The following is a 16,629-nucleotide window of genomic DNA, read 5'->3' on the forward strand; positions in this document are numbered from 1 at the left end:
GGTTGGACGGCCCTTGCTAGCGCATGGGCGCGCGGCTGTCAGCAGGGCAGCGCGGTGACAGGCGCCACTTGGCCCGCCGGATCGACCAGGTGCAGGGCGGGCGGATGGGCGGTCAGGATCGCCACCGCATCGGGGGCGGGGCCTGCGGCGCTGGCCCAGGCCACATGGCCGTCGGGCGCGATCAGCACCAGCCGGTCGCCGCGCATCCGCAGCAGGCCCGGCCCGGGCGCCTGCCACAGGACGCGGCCCTGCTGCATCAGGCACGGCCCGCGGTCGGGATCGTTGAGCAGCGCCACCGGACCGTCCGCGGCGGTCAGGCCCTCGCCCGGCAGCAGCGGCCCCTGCAGGCGGTCGGTCGGGGTGCACTCGCCCGCCAGGCTGCGGGTCATCAGCGCGTCGCGGGTGGCGCGGTCCCATCCGTGATGATCCGCCGCCGCGTTCAGGATCATCAGCTTGGCCAGCGCCGCGACCGGGGTCATGTCGCCCGCAGACAGCGCCCCGGTCGCCGCGATCCAGGCCCCGGCGGCATAGTGGAACGCGCCGACCTGCCCGCCGATGGCGCGGCTGGCGATGACGACGGGCACCTCTGCCGCGCGCAGGGCGGCCTCGATCGCGCCATCGCCTGCGGGGATGTTGCCCTCGCCGAAGCCCTCCAGCAGCAGGCCGGTGGCACCCGCCGCCAGCGCCGCGCGGATCATCTGCGCCAGAAGCGGGTCGGCGGCGCGATGATCAGCGGGCACGGCGGGAATCTGGACGATGCGCTGGTCATCGATGCGCGCGGCGACGGCCTCCAGCTGCGCCCGCACCCGCGCCCGAGCCGGGCTCGCGTCCAGCGCATGGGACCCGGAGGCGGGCCCCGGCAGGGCAGGGGCCGCGCCGCGCCGGACCGCGATGCCCACCTCGGCCAGGGGCGGCAGGTGCGGGCTGTCGAAGGCGGCAAAGCGGGTGGTCGAGACCTTCAGCGCCCGGTTGCCGCGCAGCAGCATACCCCCGAAGAAGACCGCCACCTCGGGCAGGCGCAGCCGCGCCGCCCGCAGCGCCCCGGTCAGGTTGGCCAGCCCGTCGCCGCCGGGGTTCAGCGCCAGACCCTGCGGCGTCTCGGTGAACAAAGGCAGCTGCGCCCCGGTCAGGATCACCGGCTTGGACAGGGCGGCGACGGGAAGGCCCAACCTGTCCACCACATTCAGCAGCAGCGACAGCGCGGCGCCGCTATAGTCCATCGTGTCGGTGCCGTGCAGGATCACGAAGGCGTCGTGGTCGTCGTAGAGGTCCAGCACCCGCCGCGCCATCCGGCACCAGTCCGAGGGGCGCAGGTCGGTGCTGTCCAGCACCCCGGGGCCGTGGTCGGAAAACCGCAGCCCGTCATCCAGATGCAGGATGTCGCCCGGCAGGGCCGCCGCCAAGGCCGGTCCCAGCAGCCCGGTCACCGCCTGCGCGAAGCGGTCCGGGGGCATCGGCGCCAGCGGGCTGCCGGTGCAGGTGATGGTCCCCCCGGTATTGATGATGCAGATCCGCATGATGCTCCCCTTGGCCTGGCCCCGCTATAGGCCGGGGCGGGGGCGCGCATCCAGTCCCAAGCCGCGCGTCAGAAGCCCGAATGGGTCTTGAGGAACTCGGCCTCATCCGCGGAGCTGTCGCGGTCGAGGATCGCGTTCCTGTGTGGAAAGCGGCCGAAGCGGGCGACGATGTCGCGATGCTCGCGCGCGAAATGCAGCGAGCTGTCATTGCCGAGCGCCTCGTAGAGCGTGACCGAACGCTCCTGATCGGCCAGATCCTCGCTGTGCATGAAGGGCAGGTACAGGAACTGCCGCCGCTCGGCGGGCTGGCCCGCGTCATAGCCCTTGTCCAGCGCGGTGCGGGCATGGCGCAGGGCCAGGTCATTGCTTTCGAAGCTGCGCGGGCCGCCGCGATGGATGTTGCGCGGGAACTGGTCCAGCACGATCACCAGCGCCAGCGCGCTGTCCCTGTCGTCCATCCAATGGTCCAGGCGCCCGGCATGGGCCTCTTCGTAGGTGTCCGAGAAGCGGGCGGCGATGTCCTTGTCGACGACATCGGACTTGGCGAACCAGTGCGGCTGCATCTGCTCCGAGAACCAGAAGTCCAGCACGTCGCCGGGGGTCTTGAGGTCGGGGGTCTTGGGCATGTTGGTCTCCGGTCAGGGAAGGGGGATGAAATCGTCGCGATCGCCTGCGGGCAGGTCGAAGCGACCCATCCCCCAACGTGCCTCGCGCCAATCCTGTTTCGCCTGCTCGATCCGCTCGCGCGAGGAGGCGACGAAATTCCACCAGATGTGGCGCGGCCCGTTCAGCGTCGCCCCGCCAAGCGCCATCAGCCGCGCGCCCTGATCGCCCGCCTGCACGGTGATCGCGTCGCCTGGGCGGAACACCATCATCTGCCCCGCCTGGAAGTCCTGCCCGGCGACGCGGATGCTGCCTTGGGTGATGTAGATCCCCCGGTCCTCGTGATCGGTGGGCAGGGGAAAGCGGGCGCGGGGGTCCAGCGTGACGTCCAGATAGAAGGTGTCGGAATACATCCGGGCGGGCGCCGCCTCGCCATAGGCATGGCCCAGGAGCAGGCGGGCATGGATGCCTTGGTCGCGGATCTCGGGCAGGGCGGTGGCGGCGTGGTGTTCGAAGCTGGGGGCAATCTCCTCGTGCGTTTCCGGCAGGGCGATCCAGGTCTGGATGCCCAGGAGGCTGCTGGGTCCGGCGCGCACGGAGTCCGGACTGCGTTCGGAATGGGTCACGCCGCGCCCGGCCACCATCCAGTTCAGCGCGCCGGGCGTGATGATCTGGTCCGCGCCGGTGCTGTCGCGGTGCTGGAAGCTGCCGCGATACAGATAGGTGACGGTACCGAGGCCGATATGGGGATGGGGGCGCACGTCGATGCCTTGGTCGGTCAGGAATTCCGCCGGGCCCATCTGGTCGAAGAAGATGAAGGGGCCGACCATCTGCCGCTTGGGCGCGGGCAGGGCGCGGCGCACCTCGAAGCCGCCCAGGTCGCGGGCGCGGGGGATGATCAGCGTCTCGATGGCGTCCAGCCCGGTGGCGTCGGGGCAGCCGGGGGTCAGGGCGGGGTTCCAGCTCATGGGGTCCTCCTTGGGTCTGGAGGAAAGGGTGGGCCCGAAGTCGCGCCCCGGCAAGGGTGATGGCGTTCGGCTGCGGCGAACACCGGGTTGGTGCGCGGGCCCGTGGCGCCGCGGGCGGGCCGGGCGCATCTTGGCGCGGGAAAGGAGGTCGCCATGACGGGACTTCATCACGTGACGGCCATCACGCGCGACGTGCAGGCCAATGTCGATTTCTGGATGGGCTTTCTGGGCCTGTCGCTGGTCAAGCAGACGGCGGGGTTAGAGGATGCCCGCCAGCTGCACCTGTTCTATGGCGATCCGCAGGGCAACCCCGGATCGCTGGTCAGCTTCCTCGTCTGGCAGGACGGCGCGCCGGGCCGCACCGGCCACGGCCAGGTGGCCGAGATCGCGCTGGCCATCCCGCGCGCCCGGATCGGTGACTGGCTGACCCGCGCCATGCAGCAGGGCGTGCCGGTCGAGGGGCCAAGCCGCGAATTCGGCGCCCCGGTGCTGCGTCTGAAGGATCCCGACGGGATCATCGTCAAGCTGGTGGGCACCGACGCGCCGGACGCGGGCTGGCCCGCGGCCCCCGCCCGGATGCAGGGCGTCACCCTGTGGTCCGAGGACGCGCCCGCGACGGCGGCCTTCCTGGCGCCCTTCGGCTACCGCCCCGGCGGGGTCGAGGATGGCGTGACGCGGCTGGTCTCGGACCACGACGCAATCGACATCCGCCATGCGCGGGGCTTCGTGCCCGGCATTCCCGGCACTGGGGTGATCGACCATGTCGCCCTGCGCGTCCCGGACGTGGCGGCGATCAGGGCCCACGCCGCCCGGCTGTCGGACGCGACCGAGGTGACGGTCCACGACCGGCTGTACTTCACCTCGCTCTATGTCCGCGATCCGGCGGGCATCCTGATCGAACTGGCGACCGACGGCCCCGGCATGGCCGTGGATGAGCCCGCCGAAGCCTTGGGCCGGGCCCTGAAGATCCCGCCCCATGTGACCGACGATACCGACCTTCGGCTGCACCTGCCGCAATTCGCCCGACCGGGAGAGGAAAGACGACCCATGCGCGACCTGCCCTTCATCCACCGCATCCATGCCCCGGCGGATGCCGACGGATCGACCCTGCTGCTGCTGCACGGTACCGGCGGGTCCGAGACGGACCTGATGCCGCTGGCGCATGGCATCGCGCCGCGCGCGACGTTGCTGGGCCTGCGCGGCCGGTCGACGGAGGAGGGATCGGCGCGGTTCTTCCGCCGCCTGTCGATGACGCGCTTCGACCAGGACGACATCCGGTCCGAGGCCGCGGCCTTCGCCGCCTTCTGGACAGGGGCCCTGGCAGCCTATGACCTGGACCCCGCCCGGCTGACGGTGCTGGGCTATTCCAACGGCGCGAATTTCGCGGCGGCGGTGATGGCGCTGCATCCGGGGCTGATCGCGCGGGCGATCCTGATGCGGCCCATGCTGGTCCTCGATCCGGTGCCAGAGGCCGATCTGTCGGGGGTGCGGGTCCTGACCCTGCAGGGGGCGCAGGATCCCTATGGCCCCCATGCGCCGGCGCTGAACGACTGGCTGGCGGCCTCGGGCGCCGATCTGGATGCCCGGGTGATGCCCACCGGGCACCAGCTGTCCCAGGACGATCCGCGCGCCGCCAAGACGTGGCTGTCGGCATGAAAAGACCCCGCCCCCGGAAGGACCGGAGGCGGGGCATACTCGGGGACTGGTTACGGAATCCGAACCCGGGAAACGCCCCTCCGGTTCCTGCACGGTTCGGTGAGGGACGGCCACACTTTGTCGTGTGATTCCAACGCGGCAGTCGCGTCCCCGTGATCAGGGCGCAGCGGGCTTCGGGGTCAGGCTGGCGGCAAAGCCGGCGACGAAGCCCGACAGCTTGCCGCGCGTCTCGGGGTCGGTCAGGTTGCCCTCGTCGTCGAAGAGGCCGCCGGCCTTCGACACCGTCAGCCGCCCCTCGAACCAGGGCCGGGTGTTCAGGCTGCGCAGCACCGGCAGCCAGTGGGATTGCGCATGCGTGGTGCCGAAATGGCCCGGAGAGGCGCCGATCACCGCAACGGGCTTGCCTTGGAACAGCGCCTGCCCCGGGCCGCGCGACATCCAGTCGAGGACGTTCTTCATCACGCCCGGGATGCCGCTGTTGTATTCGGGGCTGACCAGCAGCAGCCCGTCGGCACGGGCCAGCTGGTCGGTCAGCGCCGCGACTGCCGGGGGGATGCCCCCGGCGGCCTCGGCATCGGCGTCATAGAGCGGCACGTCGCGGATCTGGCCGATCTCCAGCGTGACGCCCTGCGGCGCGATCGCCTGGACGGCCCGCAGCAGCCCCGCATTGTACGAGGCGCGGCGCAGGCTGCCCGCAAGTCCCAGGATCGTGGTCATGACGCCCTCTCTTTCCGATGGGGTTCAGGCCAGGGGTTTCAGCCCGGCCTCGATCTGTGCGCGGCGGCCTTCCAGGAAGGGCGGCAGGGACAGGCCCTCGCCCATCGTCTCGCGCGGCTCGTCCACGTCGAAGCCCGGCCCGTCGGTCGCCAGTTCGAACAGATTGCCCCCCGGCTCGCGGAAGTAAAGGGACCGGAAGTAGAACCGCTCGACCTCGCCCGAGGACGGCACGCGGAAACCCGCCACGCGGTCGGTCCAGGCGGTCAGGGCGGCGGTGTCGGGCACGCGGAAGGCCACGTGATGGACCCCGCCCGCCCCCTGGCGCGCCTGCGGCAGGCCGGGCTGCACGGCGACATGCAGTTCGGCCGCCGCACCACCCTCGCCCATCTCGAAGACATGGACCTGGCCCTGCCCGTCGGGGCTGGCATAGTCGCGGACTTGGCGCATGTTCATGACCTGGGTCAGCAGGGCCGCGGTGGGCGCCAGATCGGGGACCGAGATGGTGATCGGCCCCAGCCCGCGGATCTGGTGCTCGGCCGGGATGTCGCTGCCGTCCCAGGGGTGGCCTGCGGGCGCGGGGGCGGCGATCAGGCGCAGGCGCTGGCCCTCGGGATCCTCGACATCGAGGCCCGCGCGGCCGTCCTGCGTGGTGATCCGACCCGCCAGCCCGTTCAGGCGGTCGGCCCAGAAGTCGAGGCTGTCTTCGGTCACGCGCAGCCCGGTGCGGGTGATCGCGTTGGTGCCGCGCCGCTCGGGGGCGGTGGGCCAGTCGAAGAAGGTGATGTCGGTGCCGGGGCTGCCCGCCCCGTCCGCGAAGAACAGGTGATAGGCCGAGGTGTCGTCCTGATTCACCGTCTTCTTGACCCGGCGCAGGCCCAAGGTCTGGGTGTAGAAGCGGTTGTTGCCCGGCGCATCGGCGGTGATGGCGGTCAGGTGGTGAAGTCCGGTCAGCTGCATGGCAGGGTCCTTTCATCGGTGCTTGGGACCAATATGGCGCGGGTGGGGCGTTCGCGGCACCCGCGCGGGCGGCAACCCCGCGTTCGGTTCTTGCGAACGGGGCCCGGCGCGATATGGTGGCGCCGATGGCATGGTCGATCACGGATATCGAGACCTTTCTGGCGGTCCTGGATGCGGGCAGCATCTCGGGCGCGGCGGCGCGGGCGGATCTGTCCAAGTCGGTGGTCAGCAAGCGCATCAGCGATTTCGAGGCGACGCTTGGCGTGGCGCTGTTCACGCGGCATGCGGGGCGGATCGCGCCCACCGACAGCGCGCTGTCGCTGGCCGAGCGGCTGCGCCCCGCCCTGGCCGAGCTGGTGGCGGCGACCGAAAGCGCCGCCGCGCCGCAGACGGCGCTGCGCGGGCGCTTGGCCATCGCGGCGCCGATGAGCTTCGGCATCCGTCACCTGGGCCCGGTGATCGCGGATTTCGCCCGTGCCCATCCGGGGCTGGAGATCGTGCTGGATTACGACGACCGCCAGACCGACCTGGCGCGGGCGGGGTTCGATCTGGGCCTGCGCATCGGGCATCTGAAGGACAGCAGCCTGATGGCGCGGCGCCTGTGCGAGGATCCCCGCGCGCTGGTGGCCAGCCCCGACTACCTGACGCGGCAGGGCGAGATCCGCCAGCCTGCGGACCTGGCGCGGCACGAGGTCATCGGCTATCTGAACGCGCGCTTGGCCGAGATCTGGCCCTTCGGCGCCGAGACGGGCACGCCGCGCGCCGGCCGGATCACCGCCAACAACGGCGAGGCGATGCGCGACATGGCCCTGGGCGGGCTGGGACTGGCGCTGCTGCCGCTGTTCATCGTGCATGACGCGCTGCGCGACGGGCGGCTGGTACGGGTGCTGCCCGACCTGCCGCAGGAGCCCCTGCCGATCAGCATGGTCTGGCCGCCGATCCGGCCGATGCCCCGCAAGACGCGCGCGCTGATCGATCACGTGGCGGGGGCGTTTTCCGAGGCGCCTCCGTGGCAGGCGGGAGTGTTGCGTCCCGCGACGGCCGGGGGGCCAGCCCCCCGGACCCCCCGGGATATTTGAGGACCAATGTAGGGCCGAGGCCCGGAGGAGACAGGATGCTGGTGGATCCGAACACGCCGTTCTTCAGACCGCTCTGGGTGCGGGTGCTGTGCGTGGTGATGCCGCTGATCTGGGCCGCGGTCGAGATCTGGACCGGCAATCCGTTCTGGGCGGTTCTGTTCGGGGGGGCCGGCATCTATCTGGCGCTGGCCCTGTTCGTCTGGCGGCGGCCGGAGCCCTGAGGCCCCGGCCGCCGCCCCGGAGGGCTCAGGCCGCCAGGTCGGGCGCGCCGATGAGCCAGGCGAAGCCGTTGGCGGGCAGGGACAGGCGATCGCCGTCCAGCGTGGCCTGCGAGGGGCCGGTCAGGGCCGTCTCGCCGGTGACCTGCATCTGCAGCGGCTCGGGCGAGAGGTTGAAGACGGCGGTCAGCGACCGGCCGTCCTGGCTGCGGCGGAAGGCCAGGACCGGCTCGGGCAGGTCGAGGAACCGGGTCTGTCCCCACCGCAGTTCCGGCTGGTTCCTGCGGAAGGCCAGCGTCGCGCGATAGGCCGCCAGCACGCTGTCGTTGCGGCCCTGCTGATGGGCCACGGCGCGCAGGGACTGCTCGTCCTTGACCGGCAGCCACGGCACGCTGTCCGAGAACCCGGCATGGGGTTCGGTCGCGTCCCAGACCATCGGCGTGCGGCAGCCGTCGCGGCCGCGGACCTCGGGCCAGAAGCGCAGGGCGGGCGGGTCGGTCAGCTCGTGATATTCGAGCGTCGTTTCGGTCTGGCCCAGCTCCTCGCCCTGATAGAGGCAGATGGTGCCGGGGAAGGACAGCAGCATCGCCGCCGACTGCCGGGCCAGCGCGTCGGGATCGGTGGCATGATCCGCCCATCGGGACACGTGGCGCACCACGTCGTGGTTCGAGAAGGACCAGCAGGCATGGCTGTCGGGCGCGTGGTCATGCACCCCCTGGATCGTGTGGCGGAAATGCGCGGCGGTGAACTCCTCGCTGAGCAGGCCGAAGCTGTAGCACATGTGCAGCAGGTCGTCCCCGGCGGTGTATTCGGCCATCAGGTCGATGGCGGGCTGGCCCAGCTCTCCGATCTCTCCGACCATCATGCGGGCGTCGTATTCGTCGGTCAGCGCCCGCATCCGCTTGAGGAAGGCGATGTTCTCGGGGCGGTTCTTGGAATGGGTGTGGCGCTGGCGCGGGAAGGTCTCGGGGCCGTCATAGTCGGGGTTGGGCGGGTTGTCGCGCAGCCGGTCGTCGTGGAAGTAGTAGTTCACCGTGTCCAGCCGGAAGCCGTCGACGCCGCGGTCCAGCCAGAAGCGCATCGTGTCCAGCAGCGCGTCCTGCACCGCCGGGTTCCACATGTTCAGGTCGGGCTGCTCGGCCAGGAAGTTGTGCAGGAAGTACTGCCGCCGGCGCGGCTCCCATTCCCATGCGGGGCCCCCGAAGACCGAGGGCCAGTTGTTGGGGGGCGTGCCGTCGGGCTTGGGATCGGCCCAGACATACCAGTCGGCGCGCGGGTTCGTGCGGTCGGCGCGGCTTTCGGCGAACCAGGGGTGCCTGTCGCTGGAATGGCTGATGACCTGATCGATGATGACCTTCAGGCCCAGCTGATGCGCGCGCGCCACCAGCGCGTCGAAATCAGAGAGGGTGCCGAACAGCGGGTCGATGTCGGTGTAGTCGGCGACATCATAGCCCATGTCCTTCTGCGGCGAGGTGAAGATGGGCGACAGCCAGATCGCATCCGCCCCCAGCCCGGCCACGTGGTCCAGCCGCCGGGTGATGCCCGGCAGGTCGCCGATCCCGTCGCCGTCGCTGTCCTGAAAGCTGCGTGGATAGATCTGATAGATCACCGCGTCCCGCCACCATTCCGCCATTCCGTCATCTCCTTGGATCCTGCGAAGTCGCGCGCATCGTGCCCCAGTTGGCCGGGACGAAAAAGGTGGGATCGGCATCAGGCAGCGGATTGCCCCCGGCCGTGACGGGGCTAAGGTGGGGGCATGGACATTTTGACACAGCCGCCAGCGATCAGCCCGGAGGACCGGCGCGCCCTCGATCGGGGGACGTGCGACCGGCCCTTCGCGATCCTGGGCCCCCGTCCCTTGGCGGACGGGCAGTGGCTGACGGTCCATCATCCCGACCTGGCCACCCTGTCGGTCGAGACCGGGGCGGGACGGACCGACCTGCCCCGGCTGGAGGGCGATCTGTTCGCCGGGCGCATCCCCCCCGGGCCCTACCGGCTGCATGCCCGGTCGCGCGACGGGGCGGACTGGCAGTTCGACGACCCCTATCGCTTCGGCCCGGTGCTGGGCGAGGTCGATCTGCACCTGCTGGCCGAGGGCACGCATCGCCACCTGTGGCGGGCGCTTGGCGCGCATGTGGTCCGGCACGAGGGCACCGCCGGCACGCATTTCGCGGTCTGGGCGCCCAATGCGCGCCGCGTCTCGGTCGTGGGGCAGTTCAATGCCTGGGACGGGCGGCGCCATCCGATGCGCCGCGTGGGCCAGGGGGTCTGGGAGATCTTCCTGCCCGGCCTGGCCGAGGGCGCGCTCTACAAGTACGAGATCCTGGATGCGCAGGGGGGCGTGCTGCAGAAGGCCGATCCGGTGGGCTTCGGCAGCCAGCACCCGCCCGAGAAGGCCAGCGTGGTCCGCGACATCACCGGCTATGGCTGGAAGGACGGACCTTGGATGGCGGGCCGGGCGGCGCTGCAGGATCGCGGCGCGCCGATCAGCATCTACGAGGTGCATCCGGGCAGCTGGCGGCGGCGGCAGGACGATGGCGGGCGGCCCCTGTCCTATCAGGAGATGGCGCGCGAGCTGGTCGCCTATGCCCGCGACATGGGCTTCACGCATCTGGAGCTGATGCCGGTCAGCGAGTTTCCCTTCGACGGGTCCTGGGGCTATCAGCCGGTGGGGCTGTTTGCGCCGACCATCCGCTTCGGCCCGCCGCACGAGTTCCGCGATCTGGTGGACGCTGCGCATCAGGCTGGGCTGGGGGTGCTGCTGGACTGGGTGCCCGGGCATTTCCCGACCGATGCCCATGGGCTGGCGCGCTTCGACGGCACCGAACTTTACGAACATGCCGACCCGCGCGAGGGGTTCCATCAGGACTGGAACACCCTGATCTACAATTACGGCCGGGTCGAGGTGCGCAATTTCCTGATCGCCAATGCGGTCTACTGGCTGCAGGAATACCATGTCGACGGGCTGCGCGTGGATGCGGTGGCATCCATGCTCTACCGGGACTACTCGCGCAGGGACGGCGAATGGGTGCCCAACCGGGATGGCGGGCGCGAGAACTACGAGGCGATCGCGTTTCTGCAGGCCATGAACGTCACCGCCTATGGCGAGGCGCCGGGCATCATGACCATGGCCGAGGAAAGCACCTCCTATCCCGGGGTCTCGGCCCCGGTCGATGCGGGGGGCCTGGGCTTCGGGTTCAAGTGGAACATGGGCTGGATGAACGACGTGCTGCGCTACATGAGCCGCGATCCGGTCCATCGGCGCCATCACCACGATCTGCTGACCTTCGGCCTGACCTATGCGTTCAGCGAGAATTTCATCCTGCCGATCAGCCATGACGAGGTCGTCCACGGCAAGGGCAGCCTGCTGCACAAGATGCCGGGCGACGACTGGCAGCGCTTCGCCAACCTGCGCGCCTTCTACGGCTTCATGTGGGGCCATCCGGGCAAGAAGCTGCTGTTCATGGGCTGCGAGTTCGGCCAGCCCGAGGAATGGAACCACAACGGAGAGCTGAACTGGCAGGCCGCCGGCCAACCGATGCACCAAGGGGTGCAGGCGCTGGTGCGCGACCTGAACCATCTCTATGCCGCCACGCCCGCCCTGCACGCGAAGGACGCCGATCCCGAGGGGTTCCAGTGGATCGCCACGGATTCCGCGCAGTCGACCTTCGCCTGGATCCGGCGCGGGAACGACGGCGACGCGCCGGTGGTGGTGGCGTGCAACTTCACCCCCGTGCCGCGCCCCGGCTTCCGGATCGGCGTGCCGCAGGGCGGCCGCTGGCGCGAGGCGGTGAACACCGATGCCGCGGTCTATGGCGGCAGCGGCAGCGGCAATCTGGGCGGGGTCGTGGCAGATGGGGAACCTCGGGACGGCCAGCCGGTTTCGATGGCAGTGACGTTGCCGCCGTTGTCGGTGGTGATCTTCGTGGCCGAAGACTGAAATTCTGATGGGGGGGAGCCCAATGGTGGAAACGCAACGGTTGACGCGCCGCGCAATGGCATTCGTGCTGGCAGGGGGCCGGGGCAGCCGGCTGAGGGAGCTGACGGACCGGCGGGTGAAGCCCGCCGTGTTCTTCGGCGGCAAGACCCGGATCATCGATTTCGCGCTGTCGAACGCGATGAACTCCGGCATCCGCAAGATCGCGGTGGCGACGCAGTACAAGGCGCACAGCCTGATCCGGCATTGCCAGCGCGGCTGGAACTTCTTCAGCCCGGAACGCAACGAGTTCCTGGACATCCTGCCTGCCAGCCAGCGCACGTCCGAAAATCACTGGTATCGCGGCACCGCCGACGCGGTGACGCAGAACATCGACATCGTGGACGATTACGACGTCGACTACATCGTGATCCTGGCGGGCGACCACATCTACAAGATGGATTACGAGATCATGCTGCGCGAGCATGTGAAAAGCGGCGCGGACGTGACCGTCGGCTGCCTGACCGTGCCGCGGCTGGAGGCCAGCGCCTTCGGCGTCATGGACGTGGACGAGACGGGGCGGATCGTGTCCTTCCTAGAAAAACCCGCCGATCCGCCCGCCATGCCGGGTCAGCCCGACAAGGCTCTGGCCTCGATGGGGATCTATGTCTTCAGCTGGGCGTTCCTGCGGGACCTGCTGGTGCGCGATGCCGAGGACACGAATTCCAGCCATGATTTCGGCACCGACCTGATCCCCGGCATCGTCAGGAACGGCAAGGCGATGGCGCATCGCTTCGACACCTCCTGCGTGCGCGAGCCCGGGGCGCCGGCCTACTGGAAGGACGTGGGCACGGTCGATGCCTTCTGGCAGGCCAATATCGACCTGACGGACTTCACCCCCGAACTGGACCTGTGGGACCGCGACTGGCCGATCTGGACCTATTCCGAAAGCACCCCGCCCGCCAAGTTCATCCATGACGAGGCCGACCGCCGGGGCGTGGCCGTGTCCTCGATGGTGTCGGGGGGCTGCATCATCTCGGGGACCGAGATCCGCAACTCGCTGCTGTTCACGCAGGTCCATACCAACAGCTACGCCATCCTGGACCATGCGGTGGTGCTGCCCCATGTCACCGTCCAGCGCCATGCGCGGCTGAAGAACGTGGTGATCGACAGCCGCGTCATCATTCCCGAGGGGCTGGTCGTGGGCGAGGACCCGGAGGAGGACGCCAAGTGGTTCCGCGTCAGCGAGGGCGGCATCACCCTGATCACCCAGGACATGCTGGACCGCCGGGCGGCGGGCCTGTGATGCAGGTCCTGTCGGTCGCCTCGGAATGCGCGCCCCTGGTCAAGACCGGGGGGCTGGCCGATGTCACGGGCGCGCTGCCCGGCGCGCTGAAGGGTGCGGGCGTGCGGATGCGCACGCTGCTGCCGGGCTATGCGGCGGTGATGCCCGCGCTGCAGGACCCGGTGGCCGTGGAGCATTTCGACGACCTCTTCGGCGGACCGGCGACCCTGTTCGAGGCGCATGCCAAGGGGCTGGACCTGCTGGTGATCGACGCGCCGCATCTGTACGGGCGGCCGGGCAATCCCTATTCCGGGCCGGACGGGCGCGACTGGCCCGACAATCCCGAACGCTTCGCCGCCCTGTCATGGGTGGGCGCGCATGTCGCGGCCCACGGGGCGGGCGGCTGGCGGCCGCAGGTGCTGCACGGGCATGACTGGCAGGCGGGGTTCATGACCGAATACCTGCGCGGCTTCGGGGCGGGCGACGTGCGCACCGTCCTGACCATCCACAACATCGCCTTCACCGGCGCGACCGACCGCACCCGGATCGACGCGCTGCGGCTGGATCCCTGGCGCTTCCACCCCGAGGGCTATGAGTTTTACGGCGCCGTCTCGGCGCTCAAGGCGGGGCTGATGGGGGCGGATGCGCTGACCACGGTCTCGCCCAGCTATGCCGAGGAGCTGATGACCCCCGAGTTCGGCATGGGGCTGGACGGGGTGATGCGCCGCCGGCAGGGCGCGCTGACCGGCATCCTGAACGGCATCGACGACGCGATGTGGAACCCTGCCACCGATCCCGCGATCATCCGCTATGACGACCCGGCGGACAAGCGCCACGCCAAGGCCGCCCTGCAGACCGAACTGGGCCTGCCGCAGGCGGCGGGGCCGCTCTGCGTGATCGTCTCGCGCATGACCCATCAGAAGGGGCTGGACCTGGTGCTGGAGACGCTGCCCGAACTGCTGGGGCAGGGCGGGCAGCTGGCGGTGCTGGGCTCGGGCGATCCGGGGCTGGAGGAGGCGTTCCGGCAGGCCGCGCGGGATCCGAACGTGGCGGTCCGCATCGGCTATGACGAGGCCTTCTCGCACCGGCTGATCGCGGGCGGGGATGCGATCCTGGTCCCCTCGCGGTTCGAGCCCTGCGGCCTGACGCAGATGTACGGGCTGCGCTATGGCACGGTGCCGGTCGTGGCGCTGACCGGAGGGCTGGCCGACACGGTCATCCCGGCCTCTCCCGCCGCGCTGGCGCAGGGGGTGGCGACGGGCATCCAGTTCGCCCCGGTCACGGCCGGCGCGCTGCGCAGCGCGCTGGCGCGGCTCGGCACGCTGTACCGCGATCCCGACACATGGTCCCGCCTGCAGCGGAACGCCATGGCCCAGCCCGTCGGCTGGAGCAGGTCGGCCCAGGCCTATGCCGATCTTTACGCAACCCTCACCCATCGGGGATAGGCTTGCGCCCGGCGACCGATCCGACGATGCATCGACGGCAGGCTGCGGGACTTGGCCCGGATGACGGCCCTTTGACGACGGGATGCGAATGATCCACGGATATGCGATGACCGCCGGGCGATCGGCCCCCCTGGGCGCGACCTTCGACGGGGCGGGGGTGAACTTCGCCCTGTTCTCGCAACATGCCGAGCGGGTGGTGCTGTGCCTCTTCGACGAGCGGAACCGCGAAACCCGGGTCGACCTGCCCGAACGCGACGGCCATGTCTGGCACGGCCACATCGCCGGGCTGGCGCCGGGGCAGCGCTATGGCTACCGGGTCCACGGCCCCTACCTGCCGGCCGAGGGGCACCGCTTCAACCCCAACAAGCTGCTCATCGACCCCTATGCCAAGCGGCTGACCGGCAGGCCCGCCGCCCATGACGCGCTGTTCGGCTATCGCGCGGGGCGGCCCGACGCCGACCTGACCTTCGACCGCCGCGACAGCGCCCCCCACATGCCCCGGTCGGTGGTCGTGGATCCCAGCTTTGCCTGGGGCGAGGACCGCCCCCTGCGCCGCCCCCTGTCCGAGACGGTCATCTACGAGGCGCATGTGAAGGGCCTGACCGCCGGGCGCCCCGACATTCCCCATCGCGGCAGCTACCTGGCCATGGCCTCGGACCCGATGCTGGAACATCTGACGCGGCTAGGCGTCACCGCGATCGAGCTGATGCCCGTCCACGCCTTCGCCGACGACCGCTTCCTGACCGACAAGGGGCTGACGAACTACTGGGGCTACATGAGCTGCGCCTTCTTCGCGCCCGAGCCGCGCTACATGCAGACGGGCGAGATCGCCGAGTTCCAGCAGATGGTCGCGCGCTTTCACACGGCGGGGATCGAGGTGATCCTGGACGTGGTCTACAACCACACCGCCGAGGGCAACGAGCTGGGCCCGACCCTGTCCTTCCGGGGGCTGGACAATGCCGCCTACTACCGGCTGGCCGAGGATCCGCGCTTCTACGTCAACGACGCGGGCACCGGCAACGTGCTGGACCTGGACAGCCCCTTCACGCTGCGGCTGGTAATGGACAGCCTGCGCTATTGGGTCGAGGTGATGCATGTCGACGGCTTCCGCTTCGACCTGGCCTCGGTCCTGGGGCGCACGCGCGGGGTCTTCGACCGCGACGCGCCGCTGTTCCGGGCGATCCGGCAGGATCCGGTGCTGAACCGCGTCAAGCTGATCTCCGAGCCTTGGGACATCGGTCCCGGCGGCTATCAGCTGGGCGCCTATCCCGCGCCCTTCGCGGAATGGAACGACCGCTTCCGCGACCAGGTGCGCAGCTTCTGGCGGGGCGATCCGGGGCGGATCGGCAAGCTGGCCAAGCGCGTGGCGGGATCGGCGGCGCGCTTCGACCATGACGGCCGGGCGGCGACAAGCTCGGTCAACTTCGTGGCGGCCCATGACGGCTTCACGCTGATGGACACGGTCAGCTATGCCGACAAGCACAACGAGGCCAATGGCGAGGAGAACCGCGACGGCCATAACCACAACCTGTCCGACAACATGGGGGTCGAGGGGCCGACGGACGATCCCGCCATCCTGGCCCGCCGCGACCGCCGCCGCCGCAACCTGATCGCCACGCTGATGCTGTCGCAGGGCACGCCGATGCTGCTGGCGGGCGACGAGCTGGGCAATTCGCAGGGCGGCAACAACAACGCCTATGCCCAGGACAATCCCACGGGCTGGGTCGATTGGGACGCTGCCGATCCCGCCTTCCTGGGCTTCGTGCGGCGGGTCATCGCCTTTCGCGCCGCCCATCCGATCCTGCGGCAGCGGCGCTTCCTGCACAGCCAGCCGCGGGCGCAGGACGGGCTGCCCGACCTCTTCTGGCGCCGCGCCGACGGGGCGCCCATGACGACCGCCGACTGGAACGACCCCGACCGCCGCCTGCTGGCGGCCGAGATGCGCATGGCCTCGGGGACGCCCGCCTATGCGGCGCTGCCCGGCGCGGTCTTTCTGGTCTTTAACAACGGCCCCAAGGCGCAGGTGGTCCTGCCCGAGGCCGCGCAGGGCGCGTGGCGCCGCCGTCTGGACAGCGCGCGCGACGATGCGGTGGACGATCCGGGCGGGCTGTCCGCGCTGATCTCTGCCGACAGCGTGGCGGCCTTCGTGCTGGCGGTTCCCGACGATCCGGCGTGATCGTTTCGCCGCCGCCCGTCCCTTGGGCAGTTCCGGGCGGGCAAAGCCCTGCCGGGCGCGCAAACCCGCTGCCCGGGACGGGAAGCAAACCG

13 protein-coding genes are annotated in these 16,629 nt (G+C 70.2%); 7 read left to right on the plus strand and 6 right to left on the minus strand.

Features of this window, described 5'->3' with window-relative positions; genetic code table 11:
* Positions 1–38 precede the first annotated feature (38 nt).
* The 3 genes from E4191_RS00960 to E4191_RS00970 all read right to left on the minus strand — a co-directional run bounded on the left by E4191_RS00960 (position 39) and on the right by E4191_RS00970 (position 3,088).
* On the minus strand, positions 39–1,517 hold the full coding sequence (locus E4191_RS00960) for an asparaginase domain-containing protein (RefSeq protein ID WP_135311741.1): 1,479 nt from the start codon (positions 1,515–1,517) through the stop codon (positions 39–41).
* Between the two features lie 68 nt (positions 1,518–1,585).
* Positions 1,586–2,143 carry a DUF924 family protein gene (locus E4191_RS00965; protein WP_135311742.1) on the minus strand — a complete coding sequence of 186 codons (558 nt, stop codon included), beginning with the start codon at positions 2,141–2,143 and terminating at the stop codon, positions 1,586–1,588.
* A 12-nt stretch (positions 2,144–2,155) separates the two neighbouring features.
* Positions 2,156–3,088 carry a pirin family protein gene (locus E4191_RS00970; protein ID WP_135311743.1) on the minus strand — a complete coding sequence of 311 codons (933 nt, stop codon included), beginning with the start codon at positions 3,086–3,088 and terminating at the stop codon, positions 2,156–2,158.
* 153 nt (positions 3,089–3,241) lie between these two features.
* Between E4191_RS00970 and E4191_RS00975 the strand changes: the two genes are divergently transcribed.
* A complete protein-coding gene (locus tag E4191_RS00975) occupies positions 3,242–4,744 on the plus strand; it encodes a VOC family protein (protein WP_135311744.1) in 1,503 nt (500 codons plus the stop codon).
* Positions 4,745–4,900: 156 nt separating this feature from the next.
* Here E4191_RS00975 and E4191_RS00980 read toward each other — a convergent pair whose 3' ends face one another.
* Positions 4,901–5,461 (minus strand): NADPH-dependent FMN reductase, encoded by a 561-nt coding sequence (locus tag E4191_RS00980; RefSeq protein ID WP_135311745.1) that lies wholly within the window; start codon positions 5,459–5,461, stop codon positions 4,901–4,903.
* A 24-nt stretch (positions 5,462–5,485) separates the two neighbouring features.
* Entirely contained in the window at positions 5,486–6,418 is a 933-nt protein-coding gene (locus tag E4191_RS00985) for a ring-cleaving dioxygenase (protein ID WP_135311746.1), read from the minus strand.
* Between the two features lie 125 nt (positions 6,419–6,543).
* Between E4191_RS00985 and E4191_RS00990 the strand changes: the two genes are divergently transcribed.
* A complete protein-coding gene (locus E4191_RS00990; RefSeq protein ID WP_135311747.1) occupies positions 6,544–7,497 on the plus strand; it encodes a LysR family transcriptional regulator in 954 nt (317 codons plus the stop codon).
* A 35-nt stretch (positions 7,498–7,532) separates the two neighbouring features.
* Positions 7,533–7,718, plus strand: coding sequence for a hypothetical protein (locus tag E4191_RS00995; protein ID WP_135311748.1), 186 nt, complete (start codon positions 7,533–7,535; stop codon positions 7,716–7,718).
* 25 nt (positions 7,719–7,743) lie between these two features.
* Here the strand turns inward: E4191_RS00995 and E4191_RS01000 are convergent, their stop codons facing one another.
* Positions 7,744–9,348 (minus strand): alpha-glucosidase, encoded by a 1,605-nt coding sequence (locus E4191_RS01000; protein WP_135311749.1) that lies wholly within the window; start codon positions 9,346–9,348, stop codon positions 7,744–7,746.
* Positions 9,349–9,471: 123 nt separating this feature from the next.
* On the opposite strand from E4191_RS01000, the gene glgB reads away from it, so the two are divergent.
* The 4 genes from glgB (at position 9,472) to glgX (ending at position 16,537) form a co-directional block, all read left to right on the plus strand.
* Positions 9,472–11,655 (plus strand): 1,4-alpha-glucan branching protein GlgB, encoded by a 2,184-nt coding sequence (gene glgB / locus E4191_RS01005; protein ID WP_135311750.1) that lies wholly within the window; start codon positions 9,472–9,474, stop codon positions 11,653–11,655.
* A 22-nt stretch (positions 11,656–11,677) separates the two neighbouring features.
* The gene (glgC, locus tag E4191_RS01010; protein WP_135311751.1) at positions 11,678–12,937 is read left to right on the plus strand and encodes a glucose-1-phosphate adenylyltransferase; all 1,260 of its coding nucleotides are present in this window, start codon (positions 11,678–11,680) and stop codon (positions 12,935–12,937) included.
* A complete protein-coding gene (gene glgA / locus E4191_RS01015) occupies positions 12,937–14,361 on the plus strand; it encodes a glycogen synthase GlgA (protein WP_135311752.1) in 1,425 nt (474 codons plus the stop codon). The genes glgC and glgA overlap by 1 nt, the downstream gene beginning before the upstream one ends.
* An 88-nt stretch (positions 14,362–14,449) precedes the next feature.
* A complete protein-coding gene (glgX, locus tag E4191_RS01020) occupies positions 14,450–16,537 on the plus strand; it encodes a glycogen debranching protein GlgX (RefSeq protein ID WP_135311753.1) in 2,088 nt (695 codons plus the stop codon).
* Positions 16,538–16,629: the final 92 nt, after the last annotated feature.

This window comes from Paracoccus liaowanqingii (assembly GCF_004683865.2).
GTDB classification, from domain to species: Bacteria; Pseudomonadota; Alphaproteobacteria; order Rhodobacterales; family Rhodobacteraceae; genus Paracoccus; species Paracoccus liaowanqingii.

Bases quoted from the DNA above. Each gene is read 5' to 3' on its own strand.
- E4191_RS00960 (WP_135311741.1), bottom strand. From the start codon at position 1,517: ATGCGGATCTGCATCATCAATACCGGGGGGACCATCACCTGCACCGGC.
- E4191_RS00965 (WP_135311742.1), bottom strand. From the start codon at position 2,143: ATGCCCAAGACCCCCGACCTCAAGACCCCCGGCGACGTGCTGGACTTC.
- E4191_RS00970 (WP_135311743.1), bottom strand. From the start codon at position 3,088: ATGAGCTGGAACCCCGCCCTGACCCCCGGCTGCCCCGACGCCACCGGG.
- E4191_RS00975 (WP_135311744.1), top strand. From the start codon at position 3,242: ATGACGGGACTTCATCACGTGACGGCCATCACGCGCGACGTGCAGGCC.
- E4191_RS00980 (WP_135311745.1), bottom strand. From the start codon at position 5,461: ATGACCACGATCCTGGGACTTGCGGGCAGCCTGCGCCGCGCCTCGTAC.
- E4191_RS00985 (WP_135311746.1), bottom strand. From the start codon at position 6,418: ATGCAGCTGACCGGACTTCACCACCTGACCGCCATCACCGCCGATGCG.
- E4191_RS00990 (WP_135311747.1), top strand. From the start codon at position 6,544: ATGGCATGGTCGATCACGGATATCGAGACCTTTCTGGCGGTCCTGGAT.
- E4191_RS00995 (WP_135311748.1), top strand. From the start codon at position 7,533: ATGCTGGTGGATCCGAACACGCCGTTCTTCAGACCGCTCTGGGTGCGG.
- E4191_RS01000 (WP_135311749.1), bottom strand. From the start codon at position 9,348: ATGGCGGAATGGTGGCGGGACGCGGTGATCTATCAGATCTATCCACGC.
- glgB (WP_135311750.1), top strand. From the start codon at position 9,472: ATGGACATTTTGACACAGCCGCCAGCGATCAGCCCGGAGGACCGGCGC.
- glgC (WP_135311751.1), top strand. From the start codon at position 11,678: ATGGTGGAAACGCAACGGTTGACGCGCCGCGCAATGGCATTCGTGCTG.
- glgA (WP_135311752.1), top strand. From the start codon at position 12,937: ATGCAGGTCCTGTCGGTCGCCTCGGAATGCGCGCCCCTGGTCAAGACC.
- glgX (WP_135311753.1), top strand. From the start codon at position 14,450: ATGATCCACGGATATGCGATGACCGCCGGGCGATCGGCCCCCCTGGGC.